General features: G+C 69.1%; 25 protein-coding genes, 1 pseudogene and 2 riboswitches. Of the genes and pseudogenes, 17 read left to right on the plus strand and 9 right to left on the minus strand.

Annotated features, from left to right (window positions below):
• Window positions 1-39: 39 nt before the first annotated feature.
• The 8 genes from CV755_RS12775 to CV755_RS34650 all read left to right on the plus strand — a co-directional run bounded on the left by CV755_RS12775 (window position 40) and on the right by CV755_RS34650 (window position 7,367).
• Complete coding sequence (locus CV755_RS12775; protein ID WP_109280416.1) at window positions 40-453, plus strand: guanyl-specific ribonuclease; 414 nt, start codon at window positions 40-42, stop codon at window positions 451-453.
• A gap of 314 nt (window positions 454-767) precedes the next feature.
• Entirely contained in the window at window positions 768-1,394 is a 627-nt protein-coding gene (locus CV755_RS12780; protein ID WP_109280339.1) for a bifunctional 4-hydroxy-2-oxoglutarate aldolase/2-dehydro-3-deoxy-phosphogluconate aldolase, read from the plus strand.
• A 146-nt stretch (window positions 1,395-1,540) separates the two neighbouring features.
• Entirely contained in the window at window positions 1,541-2,290 is a 750-nt protein-coding gene (locus CV755_RS12785; RefSeq protein WP_109280417.1) for a GntR family transcriptional regulator, read from the plus strand.
• Window positions 2,291-2,476: 186 nt separating this feature from the next.
• On the plus strand, window positions 2,477-3,490 hold the full coding sequence (locus CV755_RS12790) for a sugar ABC transporter substrate-binding protein (protein ID WP_241561172.1): 1,014 nt from the start codon (window positions 2,477-2,479) through the stop codon (window positions 3,488-3,490).
• Window positions 3,487-4,527 carry an ABC transporter permease gene (locus tag CV755_RS12795; protein WP_109280341.1) on the plus strand — a complete coding sequence of 347 codons (1,041 nt, stop codon included), beginning with the start codon at window positions 3,487-3,489 and terminating at the stop codon, window positions 4,525-4,527. The genes CV755_RS12790 and CV755_RS12795 overlap by 4 nt, the downstream gene beginning before the upstream one ends.
• A complete protein-coding gene (locus CV755_RS12800; protein WP_241561173.1) occupies window positions 4,524-5,465 on the plus strand; it encodes an ATP-binding cassette domain-containing protein in 942 nt (313 codons plus the stop codon). The genes CV755_RS12795 and CV755_RS12800 overlap by 4 nt, the downstream gene beginning before the upstream one ends.
• A gap of 196 nt (window positions 5,466-5,661) precedes the next feature.
• Window positions 5,662-6,783 (plus strand): ROK family glucokinase, encoded by a 1,122-nt coding sequence (locus CV755_RS12805; RefSeq protein WP_109280342.1) that lies wholly within the window; start codon window positions 5,662-5,664, stop codon window positions 6,781-6,783.
• 5 nt (window positions 6,784-6,788) lie between these two features.
• Window positions 6,789-7,367, plus strand: coding sequence for a hypothetical protein (locus CV755_RS34650; protein WP_241561174.1), 579 nt, complete (start codon window positions 6,789-6,791; stop codon window positions 7,365-7,367).
• A gap of 33 nt (window positions 7,368-7,400) precedes the next feature.
• Here CV755_RS34650 and CV755_RS12815 read toward each other — a convergent pair whose 3' ends face one another.
• On the minus strand, window positions 7,401-8,114 hold the full coding sequence (locus CV755_RS12815) for an SDR family oxidoreductase (protein WP_109280343.1): 714 nt from the start codon (window positions 8,112-8,114) through the stop codon (window positions 7,401-7,403).
• Window positions 8,115-8,215: 101 nt separating this feature from the next.
• On the opposite strand from CV755_RS12815, the gene CV755_RS12820 reads away from it, so the two are divergent.
• A complete protein-coding gene (locus CV755_RS12820) occupies window positions 8,216-9,046 on the plus strand; it encodes a helix-turn-helix domain-containing protein (RefSeq protein WP_338323650.1) in 831 nt (276 codons plus the stop codon).
• Window positions 9,047-9,094: 48 nt separating this feature from the next.
• On the opposite strand, the gene CV755_RS12825 is transcribed toward CV755_RS12820, so the two are convergent.
• From CV755_RS12825 to CV755_RS12835, 3 genes are all read right to left on the minus strand, one after another.
• Window positions 9,095-9,502 (minus strand): VOC family protein, encoded by a 408-nt coding sequence (locus CV755_RS12825; RefSeq protein ID WP_109280345.1) that lies wholly within the window; start codon window positions 9,500-9,502, stop codon window positions 9,095-9,097.
• 62 nt (window positions 9,503-9,564) lie between these two features.
• Window positions 9,565-10,245, minus strand: a complete 681-nt coding sequence (locus CV755_RS12830) for a winged helix-turn-helix domain-containing protein (RefSeq protein ID WP_161968679.1) — start codon at window positions 10,243-10,245, stop codon at window positions 9,565-9,567.
• Window positions 10,246-10,456: 211 nt separating this feature from the next.
• A complete protein-coding gene (locus CV755_RS12835; protein ID WP_241561175.1) occupies window positions 10,457-10,780 on the minus strand; it encodes a hypothetical protein in 324 nt (107 codons plus the stop codon).
• 467 nt (window positions 10,781-11,247) lie between these two features.
• Window positions 11,248-11,421, minus strand: a riboswitch (M-box (ykoK) riboswitch).
• A gap of 591 nt (window positions 11,422-12,012) precedes the next feature.
• Between CV755_RS12835 and CV755_RS12840 the strand changes: the two genes are divergently transcribed.
• The 4 genes from CV755_RS12840 (at window position 12,013) to CV755_RS12855 (ending at window position 17,892) form a co-directional block, all read left to right on the plus strand.
• Entirely contained in the window at window positions 12,013-13,671 is a 1,659-nt protein-coding gene (locus CV755_RS12840) for an ABC transporter permease (RefSeq protein ID WP_338323651.1), read from the plus strand.
• Between the two features lie 49 nt (window positions 13,672-13,720).
• Window positions 13,721-15,058, plus strand: a complete 1,338-nt coding sequence (locus tag CV755_RS12845; RefSeq protein ID WP_241561176.1) for an ABC transporter ATP-binding protein — start codon at window positions 13,721-13,723, stop codon at window positions 15,056-15,058.
• Between the two features lie 126 nt (window positions 15,059-15,184).
• Window positions 15,185-15,358: riboswitch (M-box (ykoK) riboswitch) on the plus strand.
• A 296-nt stretch (window positions 15,359-15,654) separates the two neighbouring features.
• On the plus strand, window positions 15,655-17,307 hold the full coding sequence (locus CV755_RS12850; protein ID WP_109280349.1) for an NRAMP family divalent metal transporter: 1,653 nt from the start codon (window positions 15,655-15,657) through the stop codon (window positions 17,305-17,307).
• A gap of 246 nt (window positions 17,308-17,553) precedes the next feature.
• Window positions 17,554-17,892 (plus strand): hypothetical protein, encoded by a 339-nt coding sequence (locus CV755_RS12855; protein WP_153068659.1) that lies wholly within the window; start codon window positions 17,554-17,556, stop codon window positions 17,890-17,892.
• A 277-nt stretch (window positions 17,893-18,169) separates the two neighbouring features.
• On the opposite strand, the gene CV755_RS12860 is transcribed toward CV755_RS12855, so the two are convergent.
• From CV755_RS12860 to CV755_RS12870, 3 genes are all read right to left on the minus strand, one after another.
• Window positions 18,170-18,862 carry an nSTAND1 domain-containing NTPase gene (locus CV755_RS12860; protein ID WP_153068660.1) on the minus strand — a complete coding sequence of 231 codons (693 nt, stop codon included), beginning with the start codon at window positions 18,860-18,862 and terminating at the stop codon, window positions 18,170-18,172.
• Between the two features lie 427 nt (window positions 18,863-19,289).
• Entirely contained in the window at window positions 19,290-20,408 is a 1,119-nt protein-coding gene (locus tag CV755_RS12865) for a fatty acid desaturase family protein (RefSeq protein WP_109280352.1), read from the minus strand.
• Between the two features lie 7 nt (window positions 20,409-20,415).
• Window positions 20,416-21,471, minus strand: coding sequence for a ferredoxin reductase (locus CV755_RS12870; protein WP_109280353.1), 1,056 nt, complete (start codon window positions 21,469-21,471; stop codon window positions 20,416-20,418).
• 88 nt (window positions 21,472-21,559) lie between these two features.
• Between CV755_RS12870 and CV755_RS12875 the strand changes: the two genes are divergently transcribed.
• On the plus strand, window positions 21,560-22,699 hold the full coding sequence (locus CV755_RS12875; RefSeq protein WP_109280354.1) for a PucR family transcriptional regulator: 1,140 nt from the start codon (window positions 21,560-21,562) through the stop codon (window positions 22,697-22,699).
• Between the two features lie 15 nt (window positions 22,700-22,714).
• Here CV755_RS12875 and CV755_RS34935 read toward each other — a convergent pair whose 3' ends face one another.
• Window positions 22,715-22,954, minus strand: a complete 240-nt coding sequence (locus CV755_RS34935; RefSeq protein WP_153068661.1) for a hypothetical protein — start codon at window positions 22,952-22,954, stop codon at window positions 22,715-22,717.
• Between the two features lie 177 nt (window positions 22,955-23,131).
• Between CV755_RS34935 and CV755_RS12885 the strand changes: the two are divergent.
• Window positions 23,132-23,434, plus strand: a pseudogene (locus tag CV755_RS12885) (FMN-binding glutamate synthase family protein); the annotation flags it as partial.
• Window positions 23,435-23,869: 435 nt separating this feature from the next.
• Here CV755_RS12885 and CV755_RS12895 read toward each other — a convergent pair.
• The gene (locus tag CV755_RS12895; protein WP_109280356.1) at window positions 23,870-24,040 is read right to left on the minus strand and encodes a hydrophobic protein; all 171 of its coding nucleotides are present in this window, start codon (window positions 24,038-24,040) and stop codon (window positions 23,870-23,872) included.
• Window positions 24,041-24,204: 164 nt separating this feature from the next.
• Between CV755_RS12895 and CV755_RS12900 the strand changes: the two genes are divergently transcribed.
• Entirely contained in the window at window positions 24,205-24,378 is a 174-nt protein-coding gene (locus tag CV755_RS12900) for a CsbD family protein (protein WP_109280357.1), read from the plus strand.
• A 260-nt stretch (window positions 24,379-24,638) separates the two neighbouring features.
• Entirely contained in the window at window positions 24,639-25,490 is an 852-nt protein-coding gene (locus CV755_RS12905) for a YihY/virulence factor BrkB family protein (RefSeq protein WP_109280358.1), read from the plus strand.
• The last annotated feature ends 74 nt before the right edge of the window (window positions 25,491-25,564 follow it).

The following is a 25,564-nucleotide window of genomic DNA, read 5'->3' on the forward strand; positions in this document are numbered from 1 at the left end:
GTTGACATGACATGCGCTACGCGCGTCATGCTGAGCGCCATGAGAATCCCCCACATCGTGCGGACCGGCTCGCTCGGTGCCGTTCTGGCGTCCACCCTGCTGCTCGGCACCCCGGCCGTAGCCGCCACCGCCGCCCCCAGCGTGGCCGCCTCGGTCACCGTCGAGTCCGTCGGCAACATCTGCTACGGCGACCTGCCCTCGCAGGCCCAGGACACCATCGGTCTGATCGACCAGGGCGGCCCCTTCCCGTACCCCCGGGACGGGATCGTCTTCACCAACCGCGAGGGCGTGCTGCCCCAGCAGCGCAGCGGCTACTACCACGAGTACACGGTGATCACCCCGGGCGCGCCCACCCGCGGCACCCGGCGCATCATCACCGGCGAGCAGTACCACGAGGACTACTACACCGCTGACCACTACCAGACCTTCAGCCTGGTGGACTTCAGCTGCTGAACGGGCAGTTGGCAGTATCGGTAGCCGGCAGTAATCGACCGTAGGAGCCCGGCCCCGCCCCGACTTCGGGGCGGGGCGTTTTCCGTTGTGCGGTGGTGGCGCGGGGCGGTGGGGCGGGGGCGGTGGCGCGTCAACCGCCTTTCCGCGCTTGGTTGTGCGCCCCGGCGCTGGTCCGTGCGCCGTCACGCGGGCGGTGTGGTCGGAGCGGGGTCGATTGTCGGTGGGGGCCGTTAGCGTGTGGTGGCAGGACGAGCAACCCACCTACCCCGTCGGCCGTTTGGCCGGCCAGGCCAGGAGAAGGGCGGCGAACTGCCGTGTACCGCTGGGAGATCACCCGGGCCGCGCTGGCACAGCGAGTTCTCGCCGTGGTGCACGGCGAGAGCTATGACCAGGCCGCGGAAATCGCGGGCACCCTGGTCTCCGCCGGGATCACCAGCGTGGAGATAGCGCTCACCACCCCCTTCGCCCTGGAGGCGGTCGCCACCCTGTCCCGGGAGGTCGGCGACGAGGCCCTCATCGGCGCGGGCACGGTGCTGGACGGGCACTCCGCGCGGATGGCGGTGGAGGCCGGGGCACGGTTCCTGGCCTCGCCCTCGCTGGACGCCGAGGTGCTGCGCACCGGGCACCGCTATGGGGTGCCGGTCTTCCCCGGCGCCGGTACCCCCACCGAGATCCTCCGGGCCCTGGAGCTGGGCGCCGACGCGGTCAAGCTCTTCCCCGCCTCCTCGCACCGGCCGGGCGGGCTGCGCGAGATCCATGCGGAGCTGCCGCAGGCCGCCATGGTGCCCAGCGGGGACATCGAGGTGGACAGCGCCCCGGAGTGGATCGCCGCCGGAGCGGCGGCCATCGGGCTGGGCGCGTCCCTGTCCGAGGGCGACCGGGATTCGGTGACCAAGCGGGTGGGGGAGCTGCTGACCCGGCTGGAGGCGGCGGCCGGCTAGGGGGCGGGACGCCGGGCGAGAGGTCGGGAGCCCGGGTCCGGGATGCGTGCCCCGGCCCCGCAGAACGCGACCCAGGGCCGGTGAACGGCAGCCATGTCCGGACAACCGGACTTCCCGTCAACACGCCATCCGACTACGCTCCCGGCGTGGCAACGCACCAGTACCCCCGCTTCACCCTCGACCGCGGCAGCCCCGTACCGCTCTACTACCAGCTCTCCCAGCAGCTGGAGGCGGCCATCGAGCAGGGCAGCTTCGCCCCGGGCAGCCTGCTCGGCAATGAGATCGAGCTGGCCGGGCGGCTGGGGCTGTCCCGGCCCACGGTCCGTCAGGCCATCCAGTCGCTGGTGGACAAGGGCCTGCTGGTGCGCCGCCGGGGCGTGGGCACCCAGGTGGTGCACAGCAGGGTCCGCCGCCCGCTGGAGCTGAGCAGCCTCTATGACGACCTGGAGGCGGCCGGCCAGCGACCGGCCACCCGGGTGCTGCGTCACACCACCGAGCCGGCCGCCGGACAGGTGGCCGCCGCCCTGGGCGTTCCGGAGGGGACCGAGGTGGTGCGGGTGGAGCGGCTGCGGCTGGCGCACGGCGAGCCGGTGGCGTATCTCTGCAACCACCTGCCGGCCGGGCTGCTGGATCTGCAGGGCGGCGTCCTGGAGGAGACCGGTCTCTACCGGCTGCTGCGGATGACGGGCGTCACCCTGCACAGCGCCCGGCAGACCATCGGCGCCCGGGCCGCCACCGGGCCGGAGGGCGAGCTGCTGGCCGAGCCGGCCGGGGCGCCGCTGCTGACCATGGAGCGCACCACCTTCGACGACACCGGGCGGGTGGTGGAATTCGGCGCGCACCTCTACCGCGCCTCCCGGTACTCCTTCGACTTCCAGCTGCTGGCCCGTTCCTGAGGCCCGTTATCGTCAGAATGTTCTGACAAAGCCTTGACGCAGTGTGGCGCCCGCCACTAGAACTCCAGGCGTATGGCCCGGCCCCGCTGAACCGCGGTGACGGATGGTGACGGATACTTGGGCGGTTGGGCCCGCGGGATCGGGGTCCGGACGCACCGTGACAGACAGTGGGAAGGGCAAGTCCTCGTGGCAAGGGTTGGGACAGGCGTACGCGCGGTCAGCGCCGTGCTGGTGGCGGTGCTCGGCGCCGCACTGGCCGGGTGCAGCAGCACGGGCGGCAAGCGCGCCGAGGAGCGGGCCGCCCGGGCAGCCGCCGGAGGGCACGCCGCGGTCGATACCCCGCGGTGGACCTTCGCGATGGTCACCCACTCGGGAGACGGCGACACCTTCTGGGACATCGTCCAGAAGGGCGCCAAGCAGGCGGCGGTCAAGGACAACATCAAGTTCCTCTACGCCCATGATGTGGAGGGCAACAAACAGGCCCAGGACGTCCAGGCCATGATCGACCAGAAGGTTGACGGACTGATCGTCTCGCTGGCCAAGCCGGACGCCATGAAGGACGTGGTCGCCAAGGCGGTCAAGGCCGGCATCCCGGTGATCACCGTGAACTCGGGCTCGGAGGAGTCCAAGCAGTTCGGGGCGCTCTCGCACATCGGCCAGGACGAGTCCATCGCCGGTGAGGCGGTCGGTGAGGAGCTCAACAAGCGCGGCCGGAAGAAGGCCGTCTGTGTGCTGCACGAGCAGGGCAACGTCGGTCATGAGCAGCGCTGCGCCGGGGTGAAGAAGACCTTCAAGGGCGACCTTGAGAACCTCTATGTGGACGGCACCAATATGCCCTCGGTGCAGTCCTCCATCGAGGCCAAGCTGCAGTCCGACAAGGACATCGACTCGGTGGTCACCCTCGGTGCCCCCTTCGCGCCCACCGCGGTCAAGGCGGCCCAGCAGGCCGGCAGCAAGGCCGAGGTGGACACCTTCGACCTCAATGAGAAGGTGGCCGACGGCCTCAAGGACGGTTCGCTCGGCTTCGCCGTGGACCAGCAGCCCTACCTCCAGGGGTACCAGGCGGTGGACCTGCTGTGGCTGTACAAGTACAACGCGGACGTCCTCGGCGGCGGCCGCCCGGTGCTCACCGGCCCGCAGATCGTCACCAAGGACGACACCAAGGCCCTGGCCGAGTACATCAGGCGGGGCACCCGATGAGCGCGCAGACCGCAGCACCCGCCGGAGAGCACGTCGCCGGACGCTCGTATCTGCGCCGTCTGGTCGGCCGGCCGGAGCTGGGCGCGGTGGTCGGCGCGGCCGCCGTCTTCCTGTTCTTCTCCTTCGCCGCCGAAAGCTTCCTGCAGGCGTCCAGCCTGTCCACGGTGCTCTACGCCTCGTCCACCATCGGGATCATGGCGGTGCCGGTGGCGCTGCTGATGATCGGCGGCGAGTTCGATCTGTCGGCCGGTGTGCTGGTGACCAGCTCCGCGCTGATCTCCTCGATGTTCAGCTACCAGATGACCGCCAATGTCTGGGTGGGCGTGGGGGTCTCGCTGCTGGTCACCCTGGCCATCGGCTTCTTCAACGGCTTTATGCTCACCCGCACCAAGCTGCCGAGCTTCATCATCACCCTCGGCACCTTCCTGATGCTCACCGGCCTCAATCTGGGCTTCACCAAGCTCATCAGCGGCACCGTCTCCACCAAGACCATCGGTGATATGGAGGGCTTCGACTCCGCCAAGGCGCTGTTCGCCTCACATCTGACGGTGGGCGGAGTGGACCTCCAGGTGACCATCCTGTGGTGGTTCGCCCTGGTCGCCCTGGCCACCTGGGTGCTGCTGCGCACCCGCGCGGGCAACTGGATCTTCGCGGTGGGCGGTGGCGCCGACGCGGCGCGTGCGGTGGGCGTACCGGTCAACCGCACCAAGATCGGCCTCTATACGGCCGTCGCCTTCTGCGCCTGGATCTCCGGCCAGCACCTGCTGATGTCCTATGACGTGGTGCAGTCCGGCGAGGGCGTGGGCAATGAGTTCCTCTACATCATCGCGGCCGTCATCGGCGGCTGTCTGATGACCGGCGGTTACGGCTCGGCGGTGGGCTCCGCGGTGGGCGCGTTCATCTTCGGCATGACCAGCAAGGGCATTGTCTACGCCCAGTGGAACCCGGACTGGTTCAAGTTCTTCCTGGGCGCCATGCTGCTGCTGGCCACCCTGCTGAACGCCTGGGTGCGCAAGAGGGCGGAGGCGAGCAAGTGAGCGCGCTGGTCAGGCTCACCGAGGTGAGCAAGTTCTACGGGAACATCAAGGCGCTCCAGGATGTCTCGCTGGAGGTCCACCCCGGCGAGATCACCTGTGTGCTGGGCGACAACGGCGCCGGCAAGTCCACCCTGATCAAGATCATCGCGGGGCTGCACCGGCATGACGGGGGCAGCTTCGAGATCGAGGGCGAGGAGGTCTCGCTGGGCTCGCCCCGGGAGGCCCTGGACCGGGGCATCGCCACCGTCTACCAGGACCTGGCGGTGGTATCCCTGATGCCGGTGTGGCGCAACTTCTTCCTGGGTTCCGAGCCCACCAGGGGCCGCGGCCCGTTCCGGCGGCTGGACGTGGCCGCCATGCGCGAGACCACCCGCACCGAGCTGGCCCGGATGGGCATCGAGCTGCACGATGTGGACCAGCCCATCGGCACCCTCTCCGGCGGGCAGCGCCAGTGTGTGGCCATCGCCCGCGCCGTGTACTTCGGCGCCAAGGTGCTGGTGCTGGACGAGCCGACCGCGGCCCTGGGCGTCAAGCAGTCCGGGGTGGTGCTGAAGTATGTGGCCGCCGCCCGGGACGCCGGTCTGGGTGTGGTGCTGATCACCCACAACCCGCACCACGCCTATCTGGTCGGCGACCGGTTCGTCCTGCTCAAGCGGGGTGCGATGGCCGGCAGCCACGCCAAGAGCGAGATCGGCCTGGACGAGCTCACCCGGCAGATGGCGGGCGGCAGCGAGCTGGAGCAGCTCAGCCATGAGCTGGAGCGGGCGCCGGTGCCGGATGTCATCGGCGGGCGGCGGATGGACGTACCGGACGCGTCGGGTGTTTCCGGTGCCTCCGGTGTTACCGGCGCTTCGGGCGAGCCCGGTGGTTCCGGCGCTTCCGGCATCTCCGGCGCTTCCGGCGCTTCCGGCGCTTCCGGCGCTTCCGGCGAGGAGTAAGCCCCCTCGCCGGGGCGCCAGGACCCGGCATTATGCGGGGCACACGGCCGGTGAGGCACAATCGGCCAGGCGGGGCAATGCCCCGTGGAACGCAGACCACGAGGCTCCGGCCTCCCGAGACCACCCCAGGGACGACGACCTCCGTGCGAGCACGCCCCCGTATCCCGGTCATCCCCCGCCCCGTGGAGGCCGCACGATGAGCATGTACCGCGAGCGGGTCTACCGGGGATCCGCCAGGGCCACCATGCTGCGTACCGCGGGCACCCGCGAGCGGCGCTCGCATCTGACCGCCCCCCGGGTGCCGACCGTCGGCATCGACATCGGCGGCACCAAGGTGATGGCGGGCGTGGTGGACGCCGACGGCAACATCCTGGAGAAGCTGCGCACCGAGACCCCGGACAAGTCCAAGAGTCCCAAGGTCGTCGAGGACACCATCACCGAGCTGGTCCTGGACCTCTCCGACCGGCACGATGTGCACGCGGTGGGCATCGGCGCGGCCGGCTGGGTGGACGCCGACCGCAACCGGGTGCTGTTCGCCCCCCACCTCTCCTGGCGCAATGAGCCGCTGCGCGACCGGCTGGCCGGCCGGCTGGCGGTCCCGGTGATGGTGGACAACGACGCCAACACCGCCGCCTGGGCGGAGTGGCGCTTCGGCGCGGGCCGCGGCGAGGACCACCTGGTGATGATCACGCTGGGTACCGGCATCGGCGGCGCCATCCTGGAGGACGGCCAGGTCAAGCGGGGCAAGTTCGGAGTGGCCGGGGAGTTCGGCCATATGCAGGTGGTGCCCGGCGGCCACCGCTGCCCCTGTGGCAACCGGGGCTGCTGGGAGCAGTACAGCTCGGGCAACGCCCTGGTGCGCGAGGCCCGGGAGCTGGCCGCCGCCGAGTCCCCGGTGGCCTACGGCATCATCGACCGGGTCGGCGGCAATATCCCCGAGATCACCGGCCCGCTGATCACCGAGCTGGCCCGGGGCGGCGACGCCATGTGCGTGGAGCTGCTCCAGGACATCGGCCAGTGGCTGGGCGTGGGCATCGCCAACCTGGCCGCCGCCCTGGACCCCTCCTGCTTTGTCATCGGCGGCGGCGTCAGCGCGGCCGACGACCTGCTGATCGGCCCCGCCCGGGACGCCTTCCGCCGCCATCTGACCGGCCGCGGCTACCGGCCGGAGGCCCGGATCGTCAAGGCCCAGCTCGGCCCGGAGGCGGGCATGGTGGGCGCGGCCGACCTGGCCCGGCTGGTCGCCCGCCGCTTCCGCCGGGCCAACCGGCGCCGGGTGGAGCGCTATGAGCGGTACGCACGGGCGGGCCGCGGGTGAGCAGCATGACGGACACCGAGCGCGAGACCGTGCCGGAGCTGCCGGACCTGCCCGAGCCCTCCGGACCGGCGTCCCGGCCGCGCGAGCGCCGCTGGCTCAGGCTGCTGGTGGTCTTCCTGCTGATCACCATCCCGGCGGGCTACCTCTATATCTCCGCCATGCAGAGCCGGGCCGGCAACGGCGACGCCCAGGACGAGGCCGCCGCCGGCCTGGAGGACGGCTGGCCCTCCCGGCTCCAGCGCCGGATCTACGAGGTGACGGTGCCGCCGTATGCGGAGGATGTCTCGCACTTCGAGACCAACTCCTGGAAGTCCAGCTCGCTGTTTCTCCAGTTCACCACCACTCACGACAAGTTCCAGCAGTGGCTCAACGACCGGGGGGTGCACCCCTCGGAGCTGGAGGCCGGCGATGTGACCATCGACCAGGACGAGGCCGACCTGGTCGGCTGGAACTTCGGCGGCAAGCACCACTGGGCGGGCACGGTCCAGGAACAGGACAAGCCGCGCCCCACCCTGGAGATCACGGCCAACCTGGACAACCCGGAGTACCCACGGGTCTTTGTGGTCTCCACCACCTCACCCTGAGGCGGCCCCCGGTGGCGAAGGTGTGCCGCCGGTTCACACCAGCCGATGGCCGCCATCGGCATGGAGCACGGTTCCGGTGATGAATTCATTGCGCATCACCGAGACAAACGCCTGGGCGATGTCATCGGGGCTGCCGATGCGGCGGGCCGGGAGCCGCTGGGCGAGTTCGGCGAAGGCCGCCCGCTTGTCCATGCCGAGCTGGTCCCAGATGGGGGTGTCCACCCAGCCCGGGGAGATCACATTGACCCGCACCGGCGCCAGTTCGACCGCCAGCCCGTACGCCAGCGACTCCAGCGCACCATTGGCCGCGGCCACGATGGTGTTGGACCCATTGGGACGGTAGGCGTTGATCCCCGAGGTGTAGGTGACGGATCCGGTGACGTGCCCGGCCGCGTACTTGCCGATCAGCCAGGCGCCGAGCAGCTTGGTCTCCACGATGGCCCGGGCGGCCGCGGTGGGGACATCGGCGGTCCGGCCGTATACGCCGGTCGCGTCCGCGGCGGTGACCGCCACATGCTCCACCCGGCCCATCCGGGCGAACAGTTCGGCCACCTCCTGCTCCCGTCCGATGTCCGCGCGTGCCGTGCGGACCGTTCCCCGTGCGGTCCGCTCCAGCTCCGTCCGGGCCGCCGTAAGCCGGTCCGCGGAGCGGCCGACGATGGTCACATCCATGCCGTCGGCGAGCAGGGTACGTGCCAGGGCCAGGCCCATCCCCGAACTTCCGCCGAAAATCAGTGCGTTGGTCATGGCCCCAGCCTCCGCCGCTGCCCGGCGGCCGGGGAGACCGCGCCGTTCCTGGTAGTGCCGGGACCACCCAGGAGTGGATCAACCGGTGGCACACTCAACACATGAACGCTATGGCGGAGTTCCTGCGGGTCCGGCGCGGACGGATCGGCCCGGCCGATGTCGGCCTGCCCACCGGACCGGGCACCAGACGCACCCCCGGACTGCGCCGCGAGGAACTGGCCGCGCTGGCCGGGGTGAGCGTGGACTACTACATCCGGATCGAACAGGGCCGGGAGACCGCACCCAGCGACGCGGTACTCGACGCGCTGGCACGGGCGTTGCGGCTCACCGACGACGAACACGCCCATCTGCTCGGCCTCGCCGACCGGACCGCCGGCCGGACACCGCGTCGCAGGCGCGCCGACATGCCAACGGCCCGCCCCGGGCTGCGGCTGCTGCTGGAGTCGGTCCGCCCCAGCCCGGCGTATGTCCTCAACGACGTCAACGATGTACTGGCCGCCAACCAGGAGGGCCTGGCCCTGATGCCCGGCCTCGGCGACTGGCCGCCCGGGCAGCGCAACACCATCCGCTACACCTTCCTGCACCCGGCGGCCCGGACCCTCTTCGCCGACCGCGACCGGGTGACCCGCAACTGCGTCGCCCATCTGCGTACCGCAGAGCTGACCGACCCGGAGCGCACGGCCGCGCTCGTCGCCGAACTCTCCGAGGCCAGCGCCGAGTTCGCCACGCTGTGGCAGCGGCATGAGGTCTGGGTGAAGCGGGGCGGCGAGACCGCCTTCCGGCACCCCGTGATCGGCCCGGTCACCCTTGCCATCGAGCTACTGGGCGCCGCCGACGGCGGCCAACGCCTCCTGGTCTACCAGGCCGCGCCGGGTACGCCCGAGCGGGATGCCCTGATCCTGCTGGGCCTGGCCACGCAGAACGCGGGCTAGCAGCGCTCCAACAGCTCTCGGCCCGGCCGCTGGCGTGCCTCACGGGTATCAGGAAGGCCCGCAACCCTCAAGGAACTCAAGACGGTTGCCGACCTTGTCGAAGGTGTGGAAACGATCGAAGCCGGGCAGACCGTCCTCCCAAGTGACGGGGTGGCCTTTGTCCTCCAGGCGCCGGGCGAGATCTCCGAGGGAGCGCACCAGGATGGCGGGGTGCGCCTTACGGAAGGGGCGGAAGTCGTTCTCGACGACCAGCCGGACCTCCAGCTGGCCCCCGCGGAACCAGCACCCGTCCAGGCTCCCCAGTTGTACCGGCTTCTCCAGTTCGGTCATCCCGAGGAGCTCTCCCCAGAACACCCGGCTCAGGCCCTCGCCGCCCGGCGGGATGGCGAGCTGAAGGTGGTGCACACCGGTGAAGGTGAAATCGAAGGCGTAGTCAGCGATGGTTGCGGCAGTCATGGGTGTCTCTTCCTCGGTCGTCCGGTCGGAGGGAGGGGTATTTCCCGGTGAGCGGTGCCGGTTCACACCGCCGCCTTCGACGGTTCGAATGCGTACCCGGCCTGGCCGGCGTCCGTGATAACGGCTCCGTACCGGGAGCCGAGCTTGCGCCGCAGGCGTGCGATGTGCGTATCGACCGTATGTGTCTCGTCCACGGCGGACCGCTGCCACACCAGTTCCATCAACTTTCCGTGCGGTTGGGGGCGTTGGGGGTGTGTGGCGAGGTGGGCGAGGAGTTCGAACTCCATGCAGGTCAGCTTGACCGGCCGGCCGTCCGCCGAGACTGTGCGGCGTTCAAGGTCAAGGACAAGACCGTTCACGTGGTGTACCGGTGCGTGCGGAGCCTTCCCGTCGTCGGCAATCGCCGTTGGCTGTTGGTCCAGGTGCCAGTGCAGATCACTGACCGCGGGCTCCAGCCAGACGAGGGAGAGCAGTTGTGACAGGACGGCGGTGATGGGGCCCTGGGCGGCGAAGCCGGCTTCCAGGAGCGCCGAGCCGGGTGCCTCACTCCGGCTGGTCATCTCCGTCAGGCATACATCGGGGCCGGTCAGGGCCCGGGCGAGCCGGGCCCGTACCCGAGGTTCGTCGGTCATGTCGCACATGACATGTGCGACGCCGTACAGCGGAGTGTTGACGGTCGCATAGGGGGCACTGGCAATGAGGCGTTCCACGGTTTCCTGCAGGAGGCCGGCCGGAAGGAACATGTCGGAGTCTCCTCTCTGTTTCCAGGAGAGCTGCTGGTCGGGGGACCGGACGCGAGATGGCCGCACGGCGGGGCCGTCCATCGCGGCTGACGGCCAAGGACCGGTGGTGCTACGGGCGTTCGGGGTGGATGTGCGTCTGGGGGTGCAGGACGATGAGGACGGACGCATGCGGGAGTCACCTCCATAAGGCGAGTTCGGGGAAGGAAGGCTGTCAGGCGTGGGACAGCACGGCTGCTCCGGCGATGCGGCGCGCGGCGGGCAGGGGCAGGCCGGTGAACCGGGAGAGCCAGTGGGCGTCGTGGCCCTGCTGGGCGAGGATATAAGCGAGGTGTACCCGCGGGTCGTACGCGGCGTGTGCGGCATAGGGCCGGGGACAGGTGCTGGGGTCGTCCAGCCGGTAGGTCCGCTCCGGGCCGTCATCCAGCACCAAGTTGACGTGTGGACAGGCGTATTGGGGACAGCGCTTGCAGCCGGCGGCGGGCGGGCACCGGCGGGTCGGTGCGGAGAGCCTGGCGCGGTGGGTGAGAAGGCGCACGGTGCCCTCCCTTCATGGGAAGTCGTTGGACGGGTCGGGTGGCGATGGGTGGTCGTGGGAGTGCGTTCCGTCACCGCTGTGGGGGAGGGGTGGCCGGTCACCTGTCACCAACCGCGCGACGCGCACGATCGCCGGGTGTGGAGCCGTGTGCCGGTCAGCTCACAACAGCACGTAAAACGCGGGGTGTTGTGCTTGCCGAACAAGCAAGGCACGGCGTTCACCCCCGTGAGCGCGCAGAACAACATCCCGGAACGGCATCGAGGCCGTACGGGTGCCAGGGCGGTGCCGGGTGTGCGCAGGAAGGGCGATTACCGCGTGCCGGAACGGAGTGGGGACAGGCGGGAATGGGGCTGACTGTGGCCCGGACTGCTGCAACTACTGCCATCCATGTCTCTCGCCTCCTCCCGGCCGGGGCGCACGCGGGCGCCGGACGACACGGCAAGGAGCGGACCGGTCCGCAGACGGCCGGCTCACCCCAACTCGTCAGAGCTTTGGCACTGCACGGCGTAATCCCCTTGGCAGGGAAGCCACTTGGGGTCACCCCTTGGGCCGGGGAGACCTGTCCTGACCCTGGGCGTCTCTCGACGTCGTGGGGTCAGTGGCCTGTGTCCGTACAGACGCCTCACCGAACGAGGTGCCTCACATGCCACCAGCGTAGCGTCCTGATCATGCCTGGGTGCAAACGCTTGACCCAATCTTGACGCGGGAGGGTAACCGGATACCTCCCGGTGTCCGGTTCAACTCGTCGTGCCCGGCACATAGTTGGCGGCTGTGCGCCGGACGGCCTGGCACATGCGGGGCGGCGCCCGTGTGGTTCCGGGCCGCTGTCGGTGGAGGGCGATGGCAGTGCGCCAGCCCTCACGGCGCTGGACCGAGAGCGGCGGAGGTTTCTCCTGGGCCCCCGGTACCCGGCCCCGGGCGCCGGCATTGCAGCGCGGCGCCGCGAGTGGGTGCCGCGAGTGGGTGCCGCGAGCGGCGATGCTGAGCCCGCAAGCTGAATCAGGAGTTCCCCGGACCCGGAATTCCGGCCACCGGCCGGGGCCCCCGCCGACCGTGGGCCCATGGACGTGTTGACAGCCGAGGTGCGGCAGGAATTCCGCCGGGCGTGATCTCCTGACCGGGATGGGCGTGCCGGGAGAGCGCGGAGGCGACTGATGGTGGATACAAGCGGATTCCCTTCCCGGAGAGTATGGCGGCGGCCGCCGTCGCGGTGGGTCGATCTGGTGGTCATCGTGGCCCTGATCGCACTGCTGTACGGGCTTCTGCGGCTGGCTCCCTCGCTCAACGCACCGTTTCTGCCGAATACCGCACCCAAGGCGGTATCGACGGATCCGTCGAATCTGCCTTTCTATGCGGTGCGGTCGCTGCTGCGCATGTTTGTCGCTCTCCTCGCCTCGGTCCTGTTCACCTTTGTGTACGCCACCGCGGCGGCGCGGCTGCGCCGGGCGGACAAAGTCCTGCTGCCGGTGCTGGACATTCTGCAGTCGGTGCCCGTCCTGGGTTTTCTGTCGGTGACGGTCACCGCGTTCATCAGCCTCTTCCCGGGTTCGGAGCTCGGTCTGGAATGCGCCTCGATCTTCGCGATCTTCACGGCGATGGCCTGGAATATGACGTTCGCCTTCTACGCTTCGCTGGTCTCCCAGCCGCGGGAACTCGATGAAGCGGCCCGGGTGATGCGGCTGACGAAGTGGCAGCGGTTCTGGCAGCTGGATGTGCCCAGCGGGGTGATTCCGCTGGTGTGGAACGGGATGATGAGTTTCGGCGGGGCGTGGTTCTTCCTGGCCGCCTCGGAGTCCATCTCCGTCCTCAACCACCAGTACGCGCTGCCCGGCATGGGGTCCTATGCCGCCGCCGCGATCGCCGAGGGGGACCTGGGCAAGGTGGGCAACGCCATCGCGGTGATGGTGGTCCTGGTGATCGGTGTCAATGTGCTGTTCTGGCGGCCGGTGACCGCCTGGTCGGAGCGCTTCCGGGTGGAAGAGTCCCGGGCCGCCGAGCACCCCCGCAGCCTCGTACTGGACTTCCTGCGGCGCTCTCAGGTGCCCCGGCTGATGGGACGGCCCCTGAAGCCGCTCTGGCCGGCGCTCGACCGGCTGATGCGGCCGTTCGGACTGGCCGAGCACGCCATCGGCGTCTCCCCGGCGCGGGAGCGCACCGGGGATGTGTTCTTCGCCGGAGTGGTCAGCGCCATCGTCGCCTACGGCGCCTGGGAAGCCTGCACCTATGTGAACTCGAGCGTCGGTTTCGGCGCCTTCGGCTCCGCACTGGCGCTGGGCGCGGCCACCTTTGCCCGGGTGGTGGTGCTCACCGTTGCCGCGACGCTGGTGTGGGTGCCGGTGGGGGTGTGGATCGGGATGAATCCCCGGGTGACCCGGTTCGCCCAGCCGGTGGTCCAGATTCTGGCCAGCTTCCCCGCGAACTTTCTGTTCCCCTTCGCCACCGCTGCCTTTGTCGCACTCGGGATCTCGCTGAACTTCGGGGCGATCCTGCTGATGGCACTGGGGGCACAGTGGTACATCCTCTTCAATGTCATCGCGGGCGCCTCGGCGATTCCGTCCGATCTGCGGGAGGCGATGACGACATTCCGGGTGGGAGGGTGGCTGCGCTGGCGGGAATTCATCCTGCCCTCCGTCTTCCCGTCCTATGTCACCGGCGGCATCACGGCGGCGGGCGGGGCGTGGAATGCCTCGATCGTCGCCGAGGTGGTCGACTACGGACAGCACCATCTGACCGCGACCGGGCTGGGCGCCTACATCACCGAAGCCACCGCCACCGGAAACTTCCCCAGGATCCTGGTGGGGATCTTCGCCATGAGCCTGTATGTCGTTGTTGCCAACCGGCTGTTCTGGCGCCGCCTTTACCGGCTGGCCGAGACCCGCTACGCCCTCTGACCCCGTTCCCTGTCCGTCCATCCACCCCTTCAAGTCCCAGGCAGGATCAGTGAACAGCAGCGAAGCGATCGTCCGGGCCGATTCGGTCACCAAGACCTTCACCACGCCTCAGGGCGGTGCCCTGCCGGTCCTGGACGGCATCAGTTTCGACCTGGCCGAGGGCGAGATCGTCGCCCTGCTGGGCAAGTCCGGATCCGGCAAGTCCACCTTGCTGCGCTGTGTGGCCGGCCTGATCGCGCCCTCGTCCGGTTCGGTCTTCTACCGGGGCGCCCCGCTGACCGGCGCCAACCCGGGCGTGTCAATGGTCTTCCAGTCCTTTGCGCTGCTGCCCTGGCTGACGGTGCAGCAGAACGTCGAACTCGGCCTGGCGGCACTGGGCGTGGGCGAGGAGGAGCGCCGCCGGCGGGCCTTGAAGGCGATCGACCTGATCGGTCTGGACGGCTTCGAGTCGGCCTATCCCAAGGAGCTGTCCGGCGGCATGCGTCAGCGGGTGGGCTTCGCCCGCGGCATTGTGGTCGAACCCGACGCGCTCCTGATGGACGAACCCTTCTCCGCCCTGGATGTGCTGACGGCGGAGAATCTCCGCACCGAGCTTGTCGGCCTGTGGGAAGGCCATGAGGCACCGGTGAAGTCGATCCTGATCGTCACCCACAACATTGAGGAAGCCGTGCTGCTGGCCGACCGGATCCTGGTGCTCTCCTCCAACCCCGGCCGCGTCCAGGCCGAACTGACCGTCGATCTGCCCCGCCCGCGCAACCGGCAGCACCCCCGCTTCGAAGCCCTGGTCGATACGGTCTATGCCATCCTCACCGGCCGTGAGGCGGCAGCGGCCGCCGCTGCCGAGGCTCCGCCGCCGGGTGGCCCGGCCCGTCCGGCGCCCGCGCCGACCCCCATCAGCGCCCCGCTGCCGGACGTCAGGGTCGGCGGTCTGGCCGGTCTGCTGGAGATCCTGATCGCGCGCGGGGGCGAGGACGGACTGGCCGAGATCGCCGATGAGCTCAACTTCGAGGTCGATGACCTGCTGCCGCTGGTCGATGCCGCTGTCCTGCTCGGCCTGGCGCGCCTTGACGGCCCCCGGATCGCCATCACCGGCGCCGGCCGCGAATTCTCCGCCGCCGACATCCTCACCAGTAAAAGGCTCTTCGCCCGGCATGCCGCCGCCCGTGCCCCGCTGGTGCGCGCCATCGTCCAGGCCCTGGCGGCGACCGAGGGCCACACCCTGCGCGAGGACTTCTTCCTGGATCTGCTCCGGCGCGGGTTCTCCGCGGAGGAAGCGCGCAACCAGCTGGAGACCGCGATCGACTGGGGCCGCTATGGCGAGTTGTACGACTACGACCATGACGACGGCAAGCTGACCCTGGAGCCCGGCGCCCAGGACGCGTTGTAGTTCACCACCGCCGGTACCGGTGGGCACCGAGTGCATTCCGCTTGCGAAGGCCGCGGTCAAGGTTGCGCCAAACACTTGCGTGGATACGCAACTACTAGGGTAAGGTTTCAGCCGTTCGAAAAGAATAAGGCACCTCGTTCGGTGAGGCGTCTGCACGGACACAGGCCACTGACCCCACGACGTCGAGAGACGCCCAGGGTCAGGACAGGTCTCCCCGGCCCAAGGGGTGACCCCAAGTGGCTTCCCCGGCAAGGGGATTACGCCGTGCAGTGCCAAAGCTCTGACGAGTTGGGGTGAGCCGGTCGTCTGCGGACCGGTCCGCTCCTTGCCGTGTCGTCCGGCGCCCGCGTGCGCCCCGGCCGGGAGGAGGCGAGAGACATGGATGGCAGTAGTTGCAGTAGTCCGGGCCTCAGTCGGCCCCGTATCCGTATGTCCTCGTTGACCTCCGGTACGCGGTAACCACCTTTCCCACGCGTCTTTTTGCTCTGCGCCCCGCTGTCCGTACGGCCATCCGCCGTGCCCGGGCACCGCGCGCTCGCGGGAGGGCTGCTGCCGCATGCCCGCAACCTCCCCCACGGGGGACTCGGGAGGCTGTCATGACCGACCTCACCACCACACCACCGACCTCGGCCCAGCGCGTCGCGGTCCTGGACGAAGCCCACCTCGGCGACATCCGGGGCGCGCTCGGCACCATCAAGCTCGATGACACCGCTCCCCGCAAGGGACTGTCCGCCAAGCTCAAGACCCTGCTGGCGATAGTCGGCCCCGGCCTGATCGTGATGGTCGGCGACAATGACGCGGGCGCCTTCGACACCTACGGCCAGGCCGGCCAGAACTACGGCACCAGCCTGCTGTGGACGCTGCTGCTGCTGGTGCCCGTCCTCTATGTCAACCAGGAGATGGTGCTGCGGCTGGGCGCCGTCACCGGGGTCGGGCACGCCCGGCTGATCCTGGAGCGGTTCGGCAAGTTCTGGGGCGCGTTCTCCGTCATCGACCTGTTTCTGCTCAACGCCCTGACGATCGTTACCGAGTTCATCGGTGTCACGCTGGCGGTGGGCTATCTGGGACTGCCCAAGACACTGAGTGTGCTGGTGGCCGCGGCGGTGGTGATCGCGGCTGCAACCACCGGCTCATTCCGGCGGTTTGAGCGCATATCGGTGTTCCTGTGTGTGGGATCGCTGCTGCTGATCCCCATCTACTTCGTGATCCACCCCGGCACCGGCACGATGGTCCACGACTTCGTGGTGCCCGGCATGCCCAAGGATTCCAAGCTCTCCGACGTCATGCTGCTGATCATCTCCATCGTGGGGACCACGGTGGCGCCCTGGCAGCTGTTCTTCCAGCAGTCCTATGTCATCGACAAGCGCATCACCCCGCGCTTTATGAAGTACGAGAAGGCCGACCTGTGGATCGGCATCGTGATCGTGGTGCTGGGCGCCGCCGCGATGATCGGCTTCACCGCCGCGACCTTCGCGGGCACCAAGGAGTTCGGCAACTTCGATGACGCGGCGGGCATCGCGCGGGGACTTGAGGCCCACGCGGGCAAGCTGGCGGGAGTGCTGTTCGCCATCGCGCTGCTGGACGCCTCCATCATCGGCGCCTCGGCGGTCTCGCTCTCCACGGCCTATGCGCTGGGGGACGTACTGGGCCTGAAGCACTCCCTGCACCGTGGAGTACGCGGCGCCAAGGGCTTCTACGCGGTCTTCGCCGGTGTGGTGCTGCTCGCCGCGGTCATCGTCATCATTCCCGGTTCGCCGCTGGGGCTGATCACCACCGGGGTGCAGACCCTGGCCGGAGTGCTGCTGCCCTCCGCCACGGTGTTCCTGCTGCTGCTCTGCAACGACAAGGCCGTTCTGGGCCCTTGGGTCAACGGCCGCTGGACCAACGCCTTCACCTCGTTCGTCGTCGGTGTGCTGGTGACCCTGTCCATCATCCTGACCGCCTCGGTTGCCTTCCCCGACATCACCTCCGGCGCGATCCTGGACATCATGGCTATCTGCGGTGTCGCCGGCATCCTGGCCATCGGCTACGCCGAGGTACGCCGCCGTCGCAAGGGCTGGGCCCTTGCCGCGCCCATCGACCGTACCGGCAAGGGTGGTTGGCGGATGCCGCCGCTGGAGGAACTTCCCAGCCCCGTGATGTCCACCGGCCGCAAGATCGGGATGTCCGCGCTGCGTGCCTATCTGGTGGTCGCCATGGTCCTGGTGGTCATCCACGTCTGGCAGCTCGCGACCGGCCACGCCAACTGAGCGTCCCTGGGCGGCGGTTGTCTTCCCCGTCCGCCGCCCGGGGATGTTCCCCGACGCTGATCTCTCTTCGGCCGCCCGCACCTTCTGCCGAGTGCCCGTACGGCACATCACCGCCGATGTTGCTTGTCGCCCTTGTCGGACCGGAGCGCGCTGTCCAGGAACTCCACTGGCACCTCGATGGCCCGGCCGTCGGCGGTGACGGCGCCTGTCAACTCGTCAACTCATCAGCTCGGCAGGGAGCTCGCTGTGAAACTTCTGACCCGCCACCTCTTCCGGCGCCCCAGGGCCGCCGTCCGCGGCACATTGACCCACTGCACGCTCCAAGCGGTATGTGATCCCGGTGTGGAGGGCAAAGTACGCGCGTTGTGTGTCGTCGCCTTCGGCGGCACCGGGATCCGTCTGAACAGTTTCCGCTCTTTCGAACCGGACGACAGCGTCAATGTAGTGATCGAAGTGACACTGACCTCGGACGGTCCCGCGGCCGCGGCCCTGGACCGGCTGGTCGTCCAACTGGCACGCGAACCCCGGGTGCGCGATCTGCGGTGGGACCTGCACACCGGCCCGCTCACCGTGGTCGGACCCTGACGGACCCCGGTGTCGCCCGCGGCATTCGGGTCCGCGGCCACGGCGCATGACAGGGTGAGGGCGGAGCCGGCCACTTGTGGCGGCCGCTGCCACGGCCTTCGCATTGGCAGGATCGTTGACTGCACGGCGGCGAACAAGTTCCCGGGCTTCCATGTCCTGGGATCCCGGTCGATCAACGGCACGACCGACTGCACCGCCGATGTCGGCAAGCAGCAGCTGACCACGTCGATCTCGTACAAGTTCGTCCTCAGCAAGCTCACTTGCACTCCCGCCTGCTTCACCCAGAAGTCGCCCGACTACCGGTGGGGGCGAGCTCCACCGTCTCGACGCCCTCGGCGGTGCGGCCGGTCACCAGCAGCCGGGTCGCGGCGAGGCGGTGGGCGATGCCCCACTCGTCCTCCCGGAGCTCCGTGCGCAGCGCGGTCCGGCGGGTCACGGTGGGCGCGTCGGCCGGGAGCCGTACCGGCTTGGTGAACAGCCGCCGGGCAGCGGGCTCTTCTCGGCCGGCACGTACTACCGCCGGACCTGGTCGGCGTAGCGGCCCAGGGCTCCGGCGACGCCGCCCAGCCGCTCGTATGCCCTGGGCCCGATGGGCGAGGATCCGCTCCGCCGGCCCGGCCTCGTAGGACACGGACCGGACGGCCTCGACCGCGTCGTTGACCACATGCCGCAGCTGCTCCTCGCCCATCGGGCCCAGGGCGTAGAGGTGTTGGCGGAGCATGGGCCCGAGCCGGCGGTGGGCCGGCGCGGGTTCCAGGAAGTTGGCGCGCATGGTGAGGAGGACGCGCGGGCGCGGGGACGGTGCCCCGGAGAGGGCCTGCGCAGGCGGCCCGGACGGACCCTGCGGTGCTGAGGTGTTGTCCTCTTCCTCGCCCTTCAGCAGCGGCCGGCCGGGGCGGTGCGGGGCGATCAGGCCTATGCCGATGGATGCGCGTCCGGGCGGTGGCCACCGCCAAGCGCGGGTCGGCATCGACGATGACCTGCACATTCGCTGAGAAGCGGTAGTTATGGCCGAACGCGGCCACCCGATGGCCCCGCAGCGGGATCGGCGTCCCGTCCCGGTCCGCAACCGCTGAACCGCACCCTCCGCAGGCCGGACGGGATCCAGTGCGAGCAATGGGCCCGGCCGCTGAGCTACCCGGCACATCCTGATCGACGAAACACCGGACAGCACAGCGACCTGCCGCATCCGCAGCCCGGTGAACGCCTGCCTCATACCCGCTCGGCCCTCAACTCGCCAGCTGTACAAGGCAGAAAATCCCGCTCACCGCCTTGGGGAACACGCTTCAGGAGGCCGCGCTCCCGCCATCCTGTACGGCTCGATCACCTGCCGCCGCAGCAGCGGCTTGTCGGTCCGACCCGACTGGGAGCCGAAGGATCCGGACCGATACCGGCAATCAGGCCGCGACCAGCTCCTGCCCGCGGTCCGAAGCCTTGACCTTGGGCTTCTTGTTCGGCAGCGAGAGCCGGAAGACCTTGTGCCAGGCGGAGAACACCTGCTTGGGCAGCGGCCCGGTGACGTACTCCAGCTCGTACTTTTCGAACAGCGCGCGCACCTTCACCGCGACCTCGGCATACCGGTTGCTCGGCAGGTCCGGGAACAGGTGGTGCTCGATCTGGTGCGAGAGGTTGCCGGTCATAAAGTGCATGGCCCTGCTGCCGCTGATGTTCGCCGAGCCCATCATCTGGCGCAGATACCACTGGCCGCGCGTCTCGTCCTTGATCGACCGGCGCTCGAAGACCTGTACGCCCTCGGGGAAGTGCCCGCACATGATCACCGAGTGGGACCAGATATTGCGGACCAGGTTCGCGGTGAATGTGGCGGCCAGCGTGGTGAGGAACGACGGGCCCGACAGCAGCGGGTGGATCACATAGTCCTTGAGCACCTGCTTGCGGATCTTGCGGCCCACGGCCTTGGCCCGCGCGCGGAACTCCGGGTCCTTGCGGCGGCGCTTGTGCAGATTCTTGCCGAGCTCCAGGTCGTACGCCGCGATGCCGTACTCGAAGAAGCAGGCGTTGATGAAGTTCCACAGTGGCTGACCGAGGTGGAACGGGTGCCACTTCTGGTCCTCGTCAACGCGCATGATGCCGTAGCCGAGGTCGTTGTCCTTGCCGATCACGTTGGTGTACGTGTGATGCAGCTCGTTGTGCGAGTGCTTCCACTGATCGGACGGCGAGACGTGATCCCACTCCCAGGTGGTGGAGTGGATCTTCGGGTCCCGCATCCAGTCCCACTGGCCGTGCAGGACGTTGTGGCCGATCTCCATGTTGTCCATGATCTTCGCCACGGACAGACCGGCGGTGCCGAGCAGCCACGCGGGCGGGAAGATCGAGAACAGCAGCACGCCCCTGCTGACCAGCTCGAGCTTGCGCTGCGCCGAGATGACCTTACGGATGTAGGCGGCGTCTTTCTCGCCGCGGTCGGCGAGCACCTCGTCGCGGATCGCGTCCAGCTCGCGGCCAAGCTCCTCGATCTGCTCCGCGGTCAGATGGGCGGTGGGGTCGATGGCGGTCAAGGTGCTCCTACTGTTCGATGTCGCAGGGGCCCGCCGCGGCGGACACGCAGGTCTGGATGAGGACGCCCGGCTCGGCCTCGGTGATCTCGCCGGTGCGCAGGTCGCGGACGGCGCCCGCCTTGAGCGGCGTGACGCAGCCGAAGCAGATGCCCATGCGGCACCCGGAGGGCATGAGCACGCCGGCCTCTTCGCCGATGTCCAGCAACGGCGTGGCACCGTCCGCCTCGACGGTCTTGCCGGTGGCGCTGAATGTCACCTCGCCGCCGTCGCCTGCGACGACGACGCTGGGGCGGAAGCGTTCGGTGTGCAGGCGCTCTTGGACGCCGTGCTCGGTCCAGTGCTCTTCGGCGGCGTCGAGCAGGCCCGCGGGCCCGCAGGCCCAGGTCTCGCGCTCGGCCCAGTCGGGCACGAGTTCGTCGAGACGGGCGATGTCGAGCCTGCCGTCCGTGTCGGTGTGCACCTCGGTGAGGCGCAGCTTCCTGTCCGCGACCAGGTCGTGCAGTTCATTGCGGAAGATCACGTCTTGCGGCTGCGGCGCGCAGTGGACCATAACGACGTCGTCGAACTCGGTGTCGCGCAGCATGCCCATCACGGGCGTGATGCCGCTGCCGGCCGTCAGATAGAGCACCTTGGCGGGCTTGGTCTGTGGCAGCACGAAGTCACCGGTCGGCTGGTCGAGCTGGATCAGCGTGCCCGGTGTCGCCCTGCGGACCAGGTGGTTGCTGACCTTGCCGCCCGGGATCGCCTTTACGGTGATCGTGACACGGCCGTCCTGGCGGTTTGTCGGCGAGGTGATGGAGTAGGCACGCCACAGGCGCCTCCCATCGACATCGACCCCGATCCGCACATACTGACCGGCTGTGTGGCCGCGCCAGCCACGTCCCGGCCTGATCACGATGGTCGCGGCGTCACCCGTCTCGGGGTGCACGGCCTCGATGCGCCCACGCAGGTCGGCGCCCGCCCGCAGGGGGCTGATCAGGTCGAGGTAGTCCGACGGCAGCAGCGGCGTCGTGACCATCTCGAGTAGTTTCCACGCCCTGCTGCGGAGGGCTGCACTCGTCATGACTCCAGCTTGCTGCGCCTCAAGGCGTAAAGTCCTGACCGCAGGATGTAAATCTGGTGGGCCGAACTGTTCGCAGGGAACAAAAAACATGAGCCATGCAATCCGGAGGGCCAGCGAACTGACCCTGGATGAGACGACGGTCACCGCACTTCGGGCCGCGCTGAAGACCACCGCCGACGAGGTCGTCCAGGCGATCATCGACGAGGTCCCTCCCTACGCCAACGCTCTTTCGGGCAGCATGGGCGGCACCATCCGCCGAGCCGTCCGCACCGCCCTGGGGCACTACCTGGACCTCGCGAGCGGGAACGCCACCGGTGGCGACGCCGGTGACGCAGCCTATGAGCTGGGCCGCGGCGAGGTGCGCGACGGCCGTTCGATGGACGCCCTGCTCAGTGCCTACCGCGTCGGCGCCCGTGTGGCCTGGCGATGCCTGGCAGCGGGTGCCGTACCCGCAGGTCTGCCCGCCGCCGAGGTCGCCAAGTTCGCCGAGCTGACCTTCGCCTACATCGACGAACTCTCCGCCGCCAGCGCCGCGGGCCACGCCGACGAACTGGCCGCCCGGGGCAGGGCCCACGAGCGCCACCTGGAACACCTGGCCCGCGACATCCTCGCCGGTGCGAGCCCGGATGTGCTGCTGGCCTCTGTTCAGCGGGCCGGGTGGCAGCCTCCGGTTTCGCTGACCGCGGTCCTGCTGCCCGCCGCCCAGGCCCGGCCTGCCTACCGCGCGCTGGACCCGAGCACCCTCGTCCTGGACGATCTGCCGGACGCCACCGGTGTGCTGCTCGTCCCCGATGCCGACCGATCACATCTCCTGCGGCAGCTGGCCGACCGCACGGCCGTGGTCGGCCCGGCCCGGCCCTGGACTCGTGCGTCCGCCTCGTACGCACGAGCCGTACGTGCGCGCTCCCTCTCTTCCGATATTCGCGACACCGAGGACCACCTGCCCGAGCTGGTGCTGAGCGCCGACGCGGAGGCGTTCGCGGACCTGCGTGCCCGAGCCCTCGCACCATTGCGGACCTTGCCTGCCGCAACCGCACAGCGGCTGGAGGAGACATTGCGGGCGTGGCTGCTGCACCAGGGGAGGCGGGAGGAGGTGGCGGCGGAGTTGTTCGTCCATCCCCAGACAGTCCGGTACCGGATGTCGCAGCTGCGCGAGCTGTTCCCGGACCTCGGCTCGCCACACCGGGTCCTTGAACTGACGCTGGCGGTGGGTCTTCGGATCAGCTGACGCGTACCGCCTGCCTCAGTCCTGCCGGTGGCCACGCAGGACGAACAGGGAACGGTCCTCGACCTCCACCTCGCTGCCGCACTTGATCAGCGGCCGGAACTCGGTGTGCGGGATGGCCGTGTCCACCTCCACCGCCCACCAGGGGTCGAGTGAGAACACGGCGAAGTTGGTGTCGGCGCCATCGAAGGTGGCGCCCAGCGGGGACATCTGGCCCGGCCGCGGGCCCATTTCCACGCTTTCCTGCCAAATCCGCATGATCACGCGCTCCCGGCACGGTCGGTGGGCAGCCGCGCACCGAACGTATTCATCCGCCCGTGGGCGCGGTACGCATTCCCTGTGTGGCCGGCCCCGACGGATATCTCGTGCCCGCCCTGTCTTTCCGCAGGCCGGGGCGCATGGAGAGCGTCCGCCGGGGCGGCCGTTCCAACGCCCCTGCTCGCCGCCCTGGTGACGCTGCTGGCCGCGGCCGGTGGCTCGCCCCGATGGCTGTTCGCGGCGGTACCGCTCATGCTCCTGGGCCTGTTGGGCGTCCGGGATCCGCTCCCGCGCCGGCACTCGGTGCTGCGCAACAACCCTGGACTGGGCCAAGCCCGCTTCCTTCTGGAGCGGATCCGGCCGGAACTCCAGCAGTACTTCATCGAGCGGAACTACGGCGGGTGCCCCTTCGACCGGGACGTGCGCAGCATCGTCTATGCGCGGGCGAAGGGCTCCGACGCCCAGGAGCCCTTCGGCACCGCTGAGAGGTGTTCCCCGCGAGGGGCTCGGACCACGGACACCAACGAATCGATCACCTGATCGGTAACGTCGCCGCCGGCGTCACGGGGCCAGTGAGCCCGTCTGAATCAAAGGGCTCCGGGGCCCGGTGGTGCTTCAGGCTTCACCAGCCCCGTGACTCCCCATTGGATGGTGCTTGGAGCCGGCCCGGCCGCAGCCGACCGGCGACGGGCCCGTGCGGCTTCCCCTGTTAGCTGCCCTGACCTGGCTGGAGTCGGCGACCGCACGGGGCCGGTCCAGCCTGAGCGCCGAGTTGAGCTCGGCCAGGAGCACCTCATGGAGCTGCTGCAGCGAGCGAGCTGCTGCTGCCGCGCAGGGAACGCCGGTTCCGACCCCCGGGCCGTAAGCGGCTGCCGGACCGGCAGATGCTGTTGGGCGTTGTAAGTGGCGGTCAGATCACCATCGATACCAGCGGCCTCGGCCGCCACCGGCTGTGGTGGAGCGCATGACGAAGCCCAGAAGCCAGATCACCAGGACGGCGACGGCGACCCACCAGAGAATTTTGATGGCGAAGCCGGCACCGAAAAGGATCAGTGCGAGCAGTAGAACGAGCAGCAAGGGTCCCATATTTATCAACCTCCTGACCGCACATATGCCCTGCGATTTCGACTTCATTCATTTACCAGAAGCCGATGGTGAGTAGTGGTGGTGGGCTGTGTTTGTGGGGGCGGGCTCGGGGAAGACGCGGGTTACCGCGACAGCGGCACACGATCTATCGGAGGTGCTCTTCCATGACACCCGGCGAGAAGGCCAAGGCGAAGACCGGCCAGGTCAAGGGCAAGCTGAAGGAAGCCCTGGGAAGGACTGTCGGTAATGAGCGCATGACCGCCGAGGGAGAGGTGGAAAGGCGCACGGGTGATGCCCGTGAGGCCAAGGAAAAGGTGAAGGACGCATTCAGGCCCTAACGCTGCCTTCTCCTCCGAGGATTCGGCAACGACAAGGGGCCTGCTCGCCGCGAATACAGCGTGAATACGGGCAGGCCCCTTAAGGGCTACCGCCCAGGACCAAAAACCGGAATACCGAGTTCCGTCCCGTCGTCGGCGCGGCCGGACCGGCCGGGGTGGTGGGCAAGAGGCGCGAGGGACCCGCGCGGCATCGGGCGGTCTGGCACATCGGTGCCGGCCGAGGCGGATCGAGAAGGACGCGGGGTGAGACCATCCGCGGCATGGACAGTGCGGACGATCGCAGGGCACGGTGGTGGGCGGCGCTGCGCAGGACGCCGGTGGCCATGTGGAACAACGACATCACGGACTGGGCCGCCGCGCTGACCTATTACGCGGTTTTGGCCTTGTTTCCGGTGCTGCTGGTGATCCTCTCGATCCTGGGTCTGACCATGCCCACGGCCGAGCCGGAGGTCATCGACCATATGGCGCAGGCCGCCCCGGCCGCGTCCCGCGCGCTGCTGCGCAGCACTCTGCGCCAGATGTCCGGCCAGACGTCAGCGGCATGGACGCTGCTCTTCCTCGGCGGGTCGGCGGCACTGTGGTCGGGATCCAGCTATCTGAGCGTCTTCCGCCGGGCGTTGCACGCCATGCACCGGACCAGTGCACACCGGCCGGTCTGGCGTACCGCTCCGCGCATTGTTGCCACGGCCCTGGTTCTGGTCCTGCTGCTTCTCACCTCCACTCTGGCGTTGACCCTCACCGGCAGCCTGGCCCGCCGACTGGGCCGGGTACTGAATCTGGGCACCGCTCCGCAAACCGTCTGGGACGCCTTGCGGTGGCCGGTCGTGGCCGGCGTCGCCGTCGCCTTGGTGCTTGTCCTGTACCGTTCGGGCCCCGCGCCCTCCCGGCCGCTGCGGAAGATGGCGCCCGGTGGCGCACTGGCGGTAGCGCTCCTGCTGGCTGCCTCGCTGGGGCTCGCTGTCTACACCTCCCATGTCAGCACCTACAACCGTCTCTACGGTTCGCTGGGAGGCGTCGTGGTCTTCCTGATCTGGCTATGGCTGTCCAACCTGGCACTGCTGAGCGGCGCCCAGTTCAACGTGGAGCTGGCGCGGCCTGCGCAAGTGGGGTGACCGGTTCGGCTTTGGACCGTGTCCGGTGCAGGAGTTTGAGGAGTCGTTTGCAGCAGCAGCGGACGGCGGCTGCG

Source organism: Streptomyces orinoci (genome assembly GCF_003121295.1).
Classification (GTDB): Bacteria; Actinomycetota; Actinomycetes; order Streptomycetales; family Streptomycetaceae; genus Streptomyces; species Streptomyces orinoci.

Bases quoted from the DNA above. Each gene is read 5' to 3' on its own strand.
- CV755_RS12775 (WP_109280416.1), top strand. From the start codon at position 40: ATGAGAATCCCCCACATCGTGCGGACCGGCTCGCTCGGTGCCGTTCTG.
- CV755_RS12795 (WP_109280341.1), top strand. From the start codon at position 3,487: ATGAGCGCGCAGACCGCAGCACCCGCCGGAGAGCACGTCGCCGGACGC.
- CV755_RS12805 (WP_109280342.1), top strand. From the start codon at position 5,662: ATGAGCATGTACCGCGAGCGGGTCTACCGGGGATCCGCCAGGGCCACC.
- CV755_RS34650 (WP_241561174.1), top strand. From the start codon at position 6,789: ATGACGGACACCGAGCGCGAGACCGTGCCGGAGCTGCCGGACCTGCCC.
- CV755_RS12815 (WP_109280343.1), bottom strand. From the start codon at position 8,114: ATGACCAACGCACTGATTTTCGGCGGAAGTTCGGGGATGGGCCTGGCC.
- CV755_RS12820 (WP_338323650.1), top strand. From the start codon at position 8,216: ATGAACGCTATGGCGGAGTTCCTGCGGGTCCGGCGCGGACGGATCGGC.
- CV755_RS12825 (WP_109280345.1), bottom strand. From the start codon at position 9,502: ATGACTGCCGCAACCATCGCTGACTACGCCTTCGATTTCACCTTCACC.
- CV755_RS12830 (WP_161968679.1), bottom strand. From the start codon at position 10,245: ATGTTCCTTCCGGCCGGCCTCCTGCAGGAAACCGTGGAACGCCTCATT.
- CV755_RS12850 (WP_109280349.1), top strand. From the start codon at position 15,655: ATGACCGACCTCACCACCACACCACCGACCTCGGCCCAGCGCGTCGCG.
- CV755_RS12860 (WP_153068660.1), bottom strand. From the start codon at position 18,862: ATGCCGACCCGCGCTTGGCGGTGGCCACCGCCCGGACGCGCATCCATC.
- CV755_RS12870 (WP_109280353.1), bottom strand. From the start codon at position 21,471: ATGACGAGTGCAGCCCTCCGCAGCAGGGCGTGGAAACTACTCGAGATG.
- CV755_RS12875 (WP_109280354.1), top strand. From the start codon at position 21,560: ATGAGCCATGCAATCCGGAGGGCCAGCGAACTGACCCTGGATGAGACG.
- CV755_RS34935 (WP_153068661.1), bottom strand. From the start codon at position 22,954: ATGCGGATTTGGCAGGAAAGCGTGGAAATGGGCCCGCGGCCGGGCCAG.
- CV755_RS12895 (WP_109280356.1), bottom strand. From the start codon at position 24,040: ATGGGACCCTTGCTGCTCGTTCTACTGCTCGCACTGATCCTTTTCGGT.
- CV755_RS12900 (WP_109280357.1), top strand. From the start codon at position 24,205: ATGACACCCGGCGAGAAGGCCAAGGCGAAGACCGGCCAGGTCAAGGGC.
- CV755_RS12905 (WP_109280358.1), top strand. From the start codon at position 24,639: ATGGACAGTGCGGACGATCGCAGGGCACGGTGGTGGGCGGCGCTGCGC.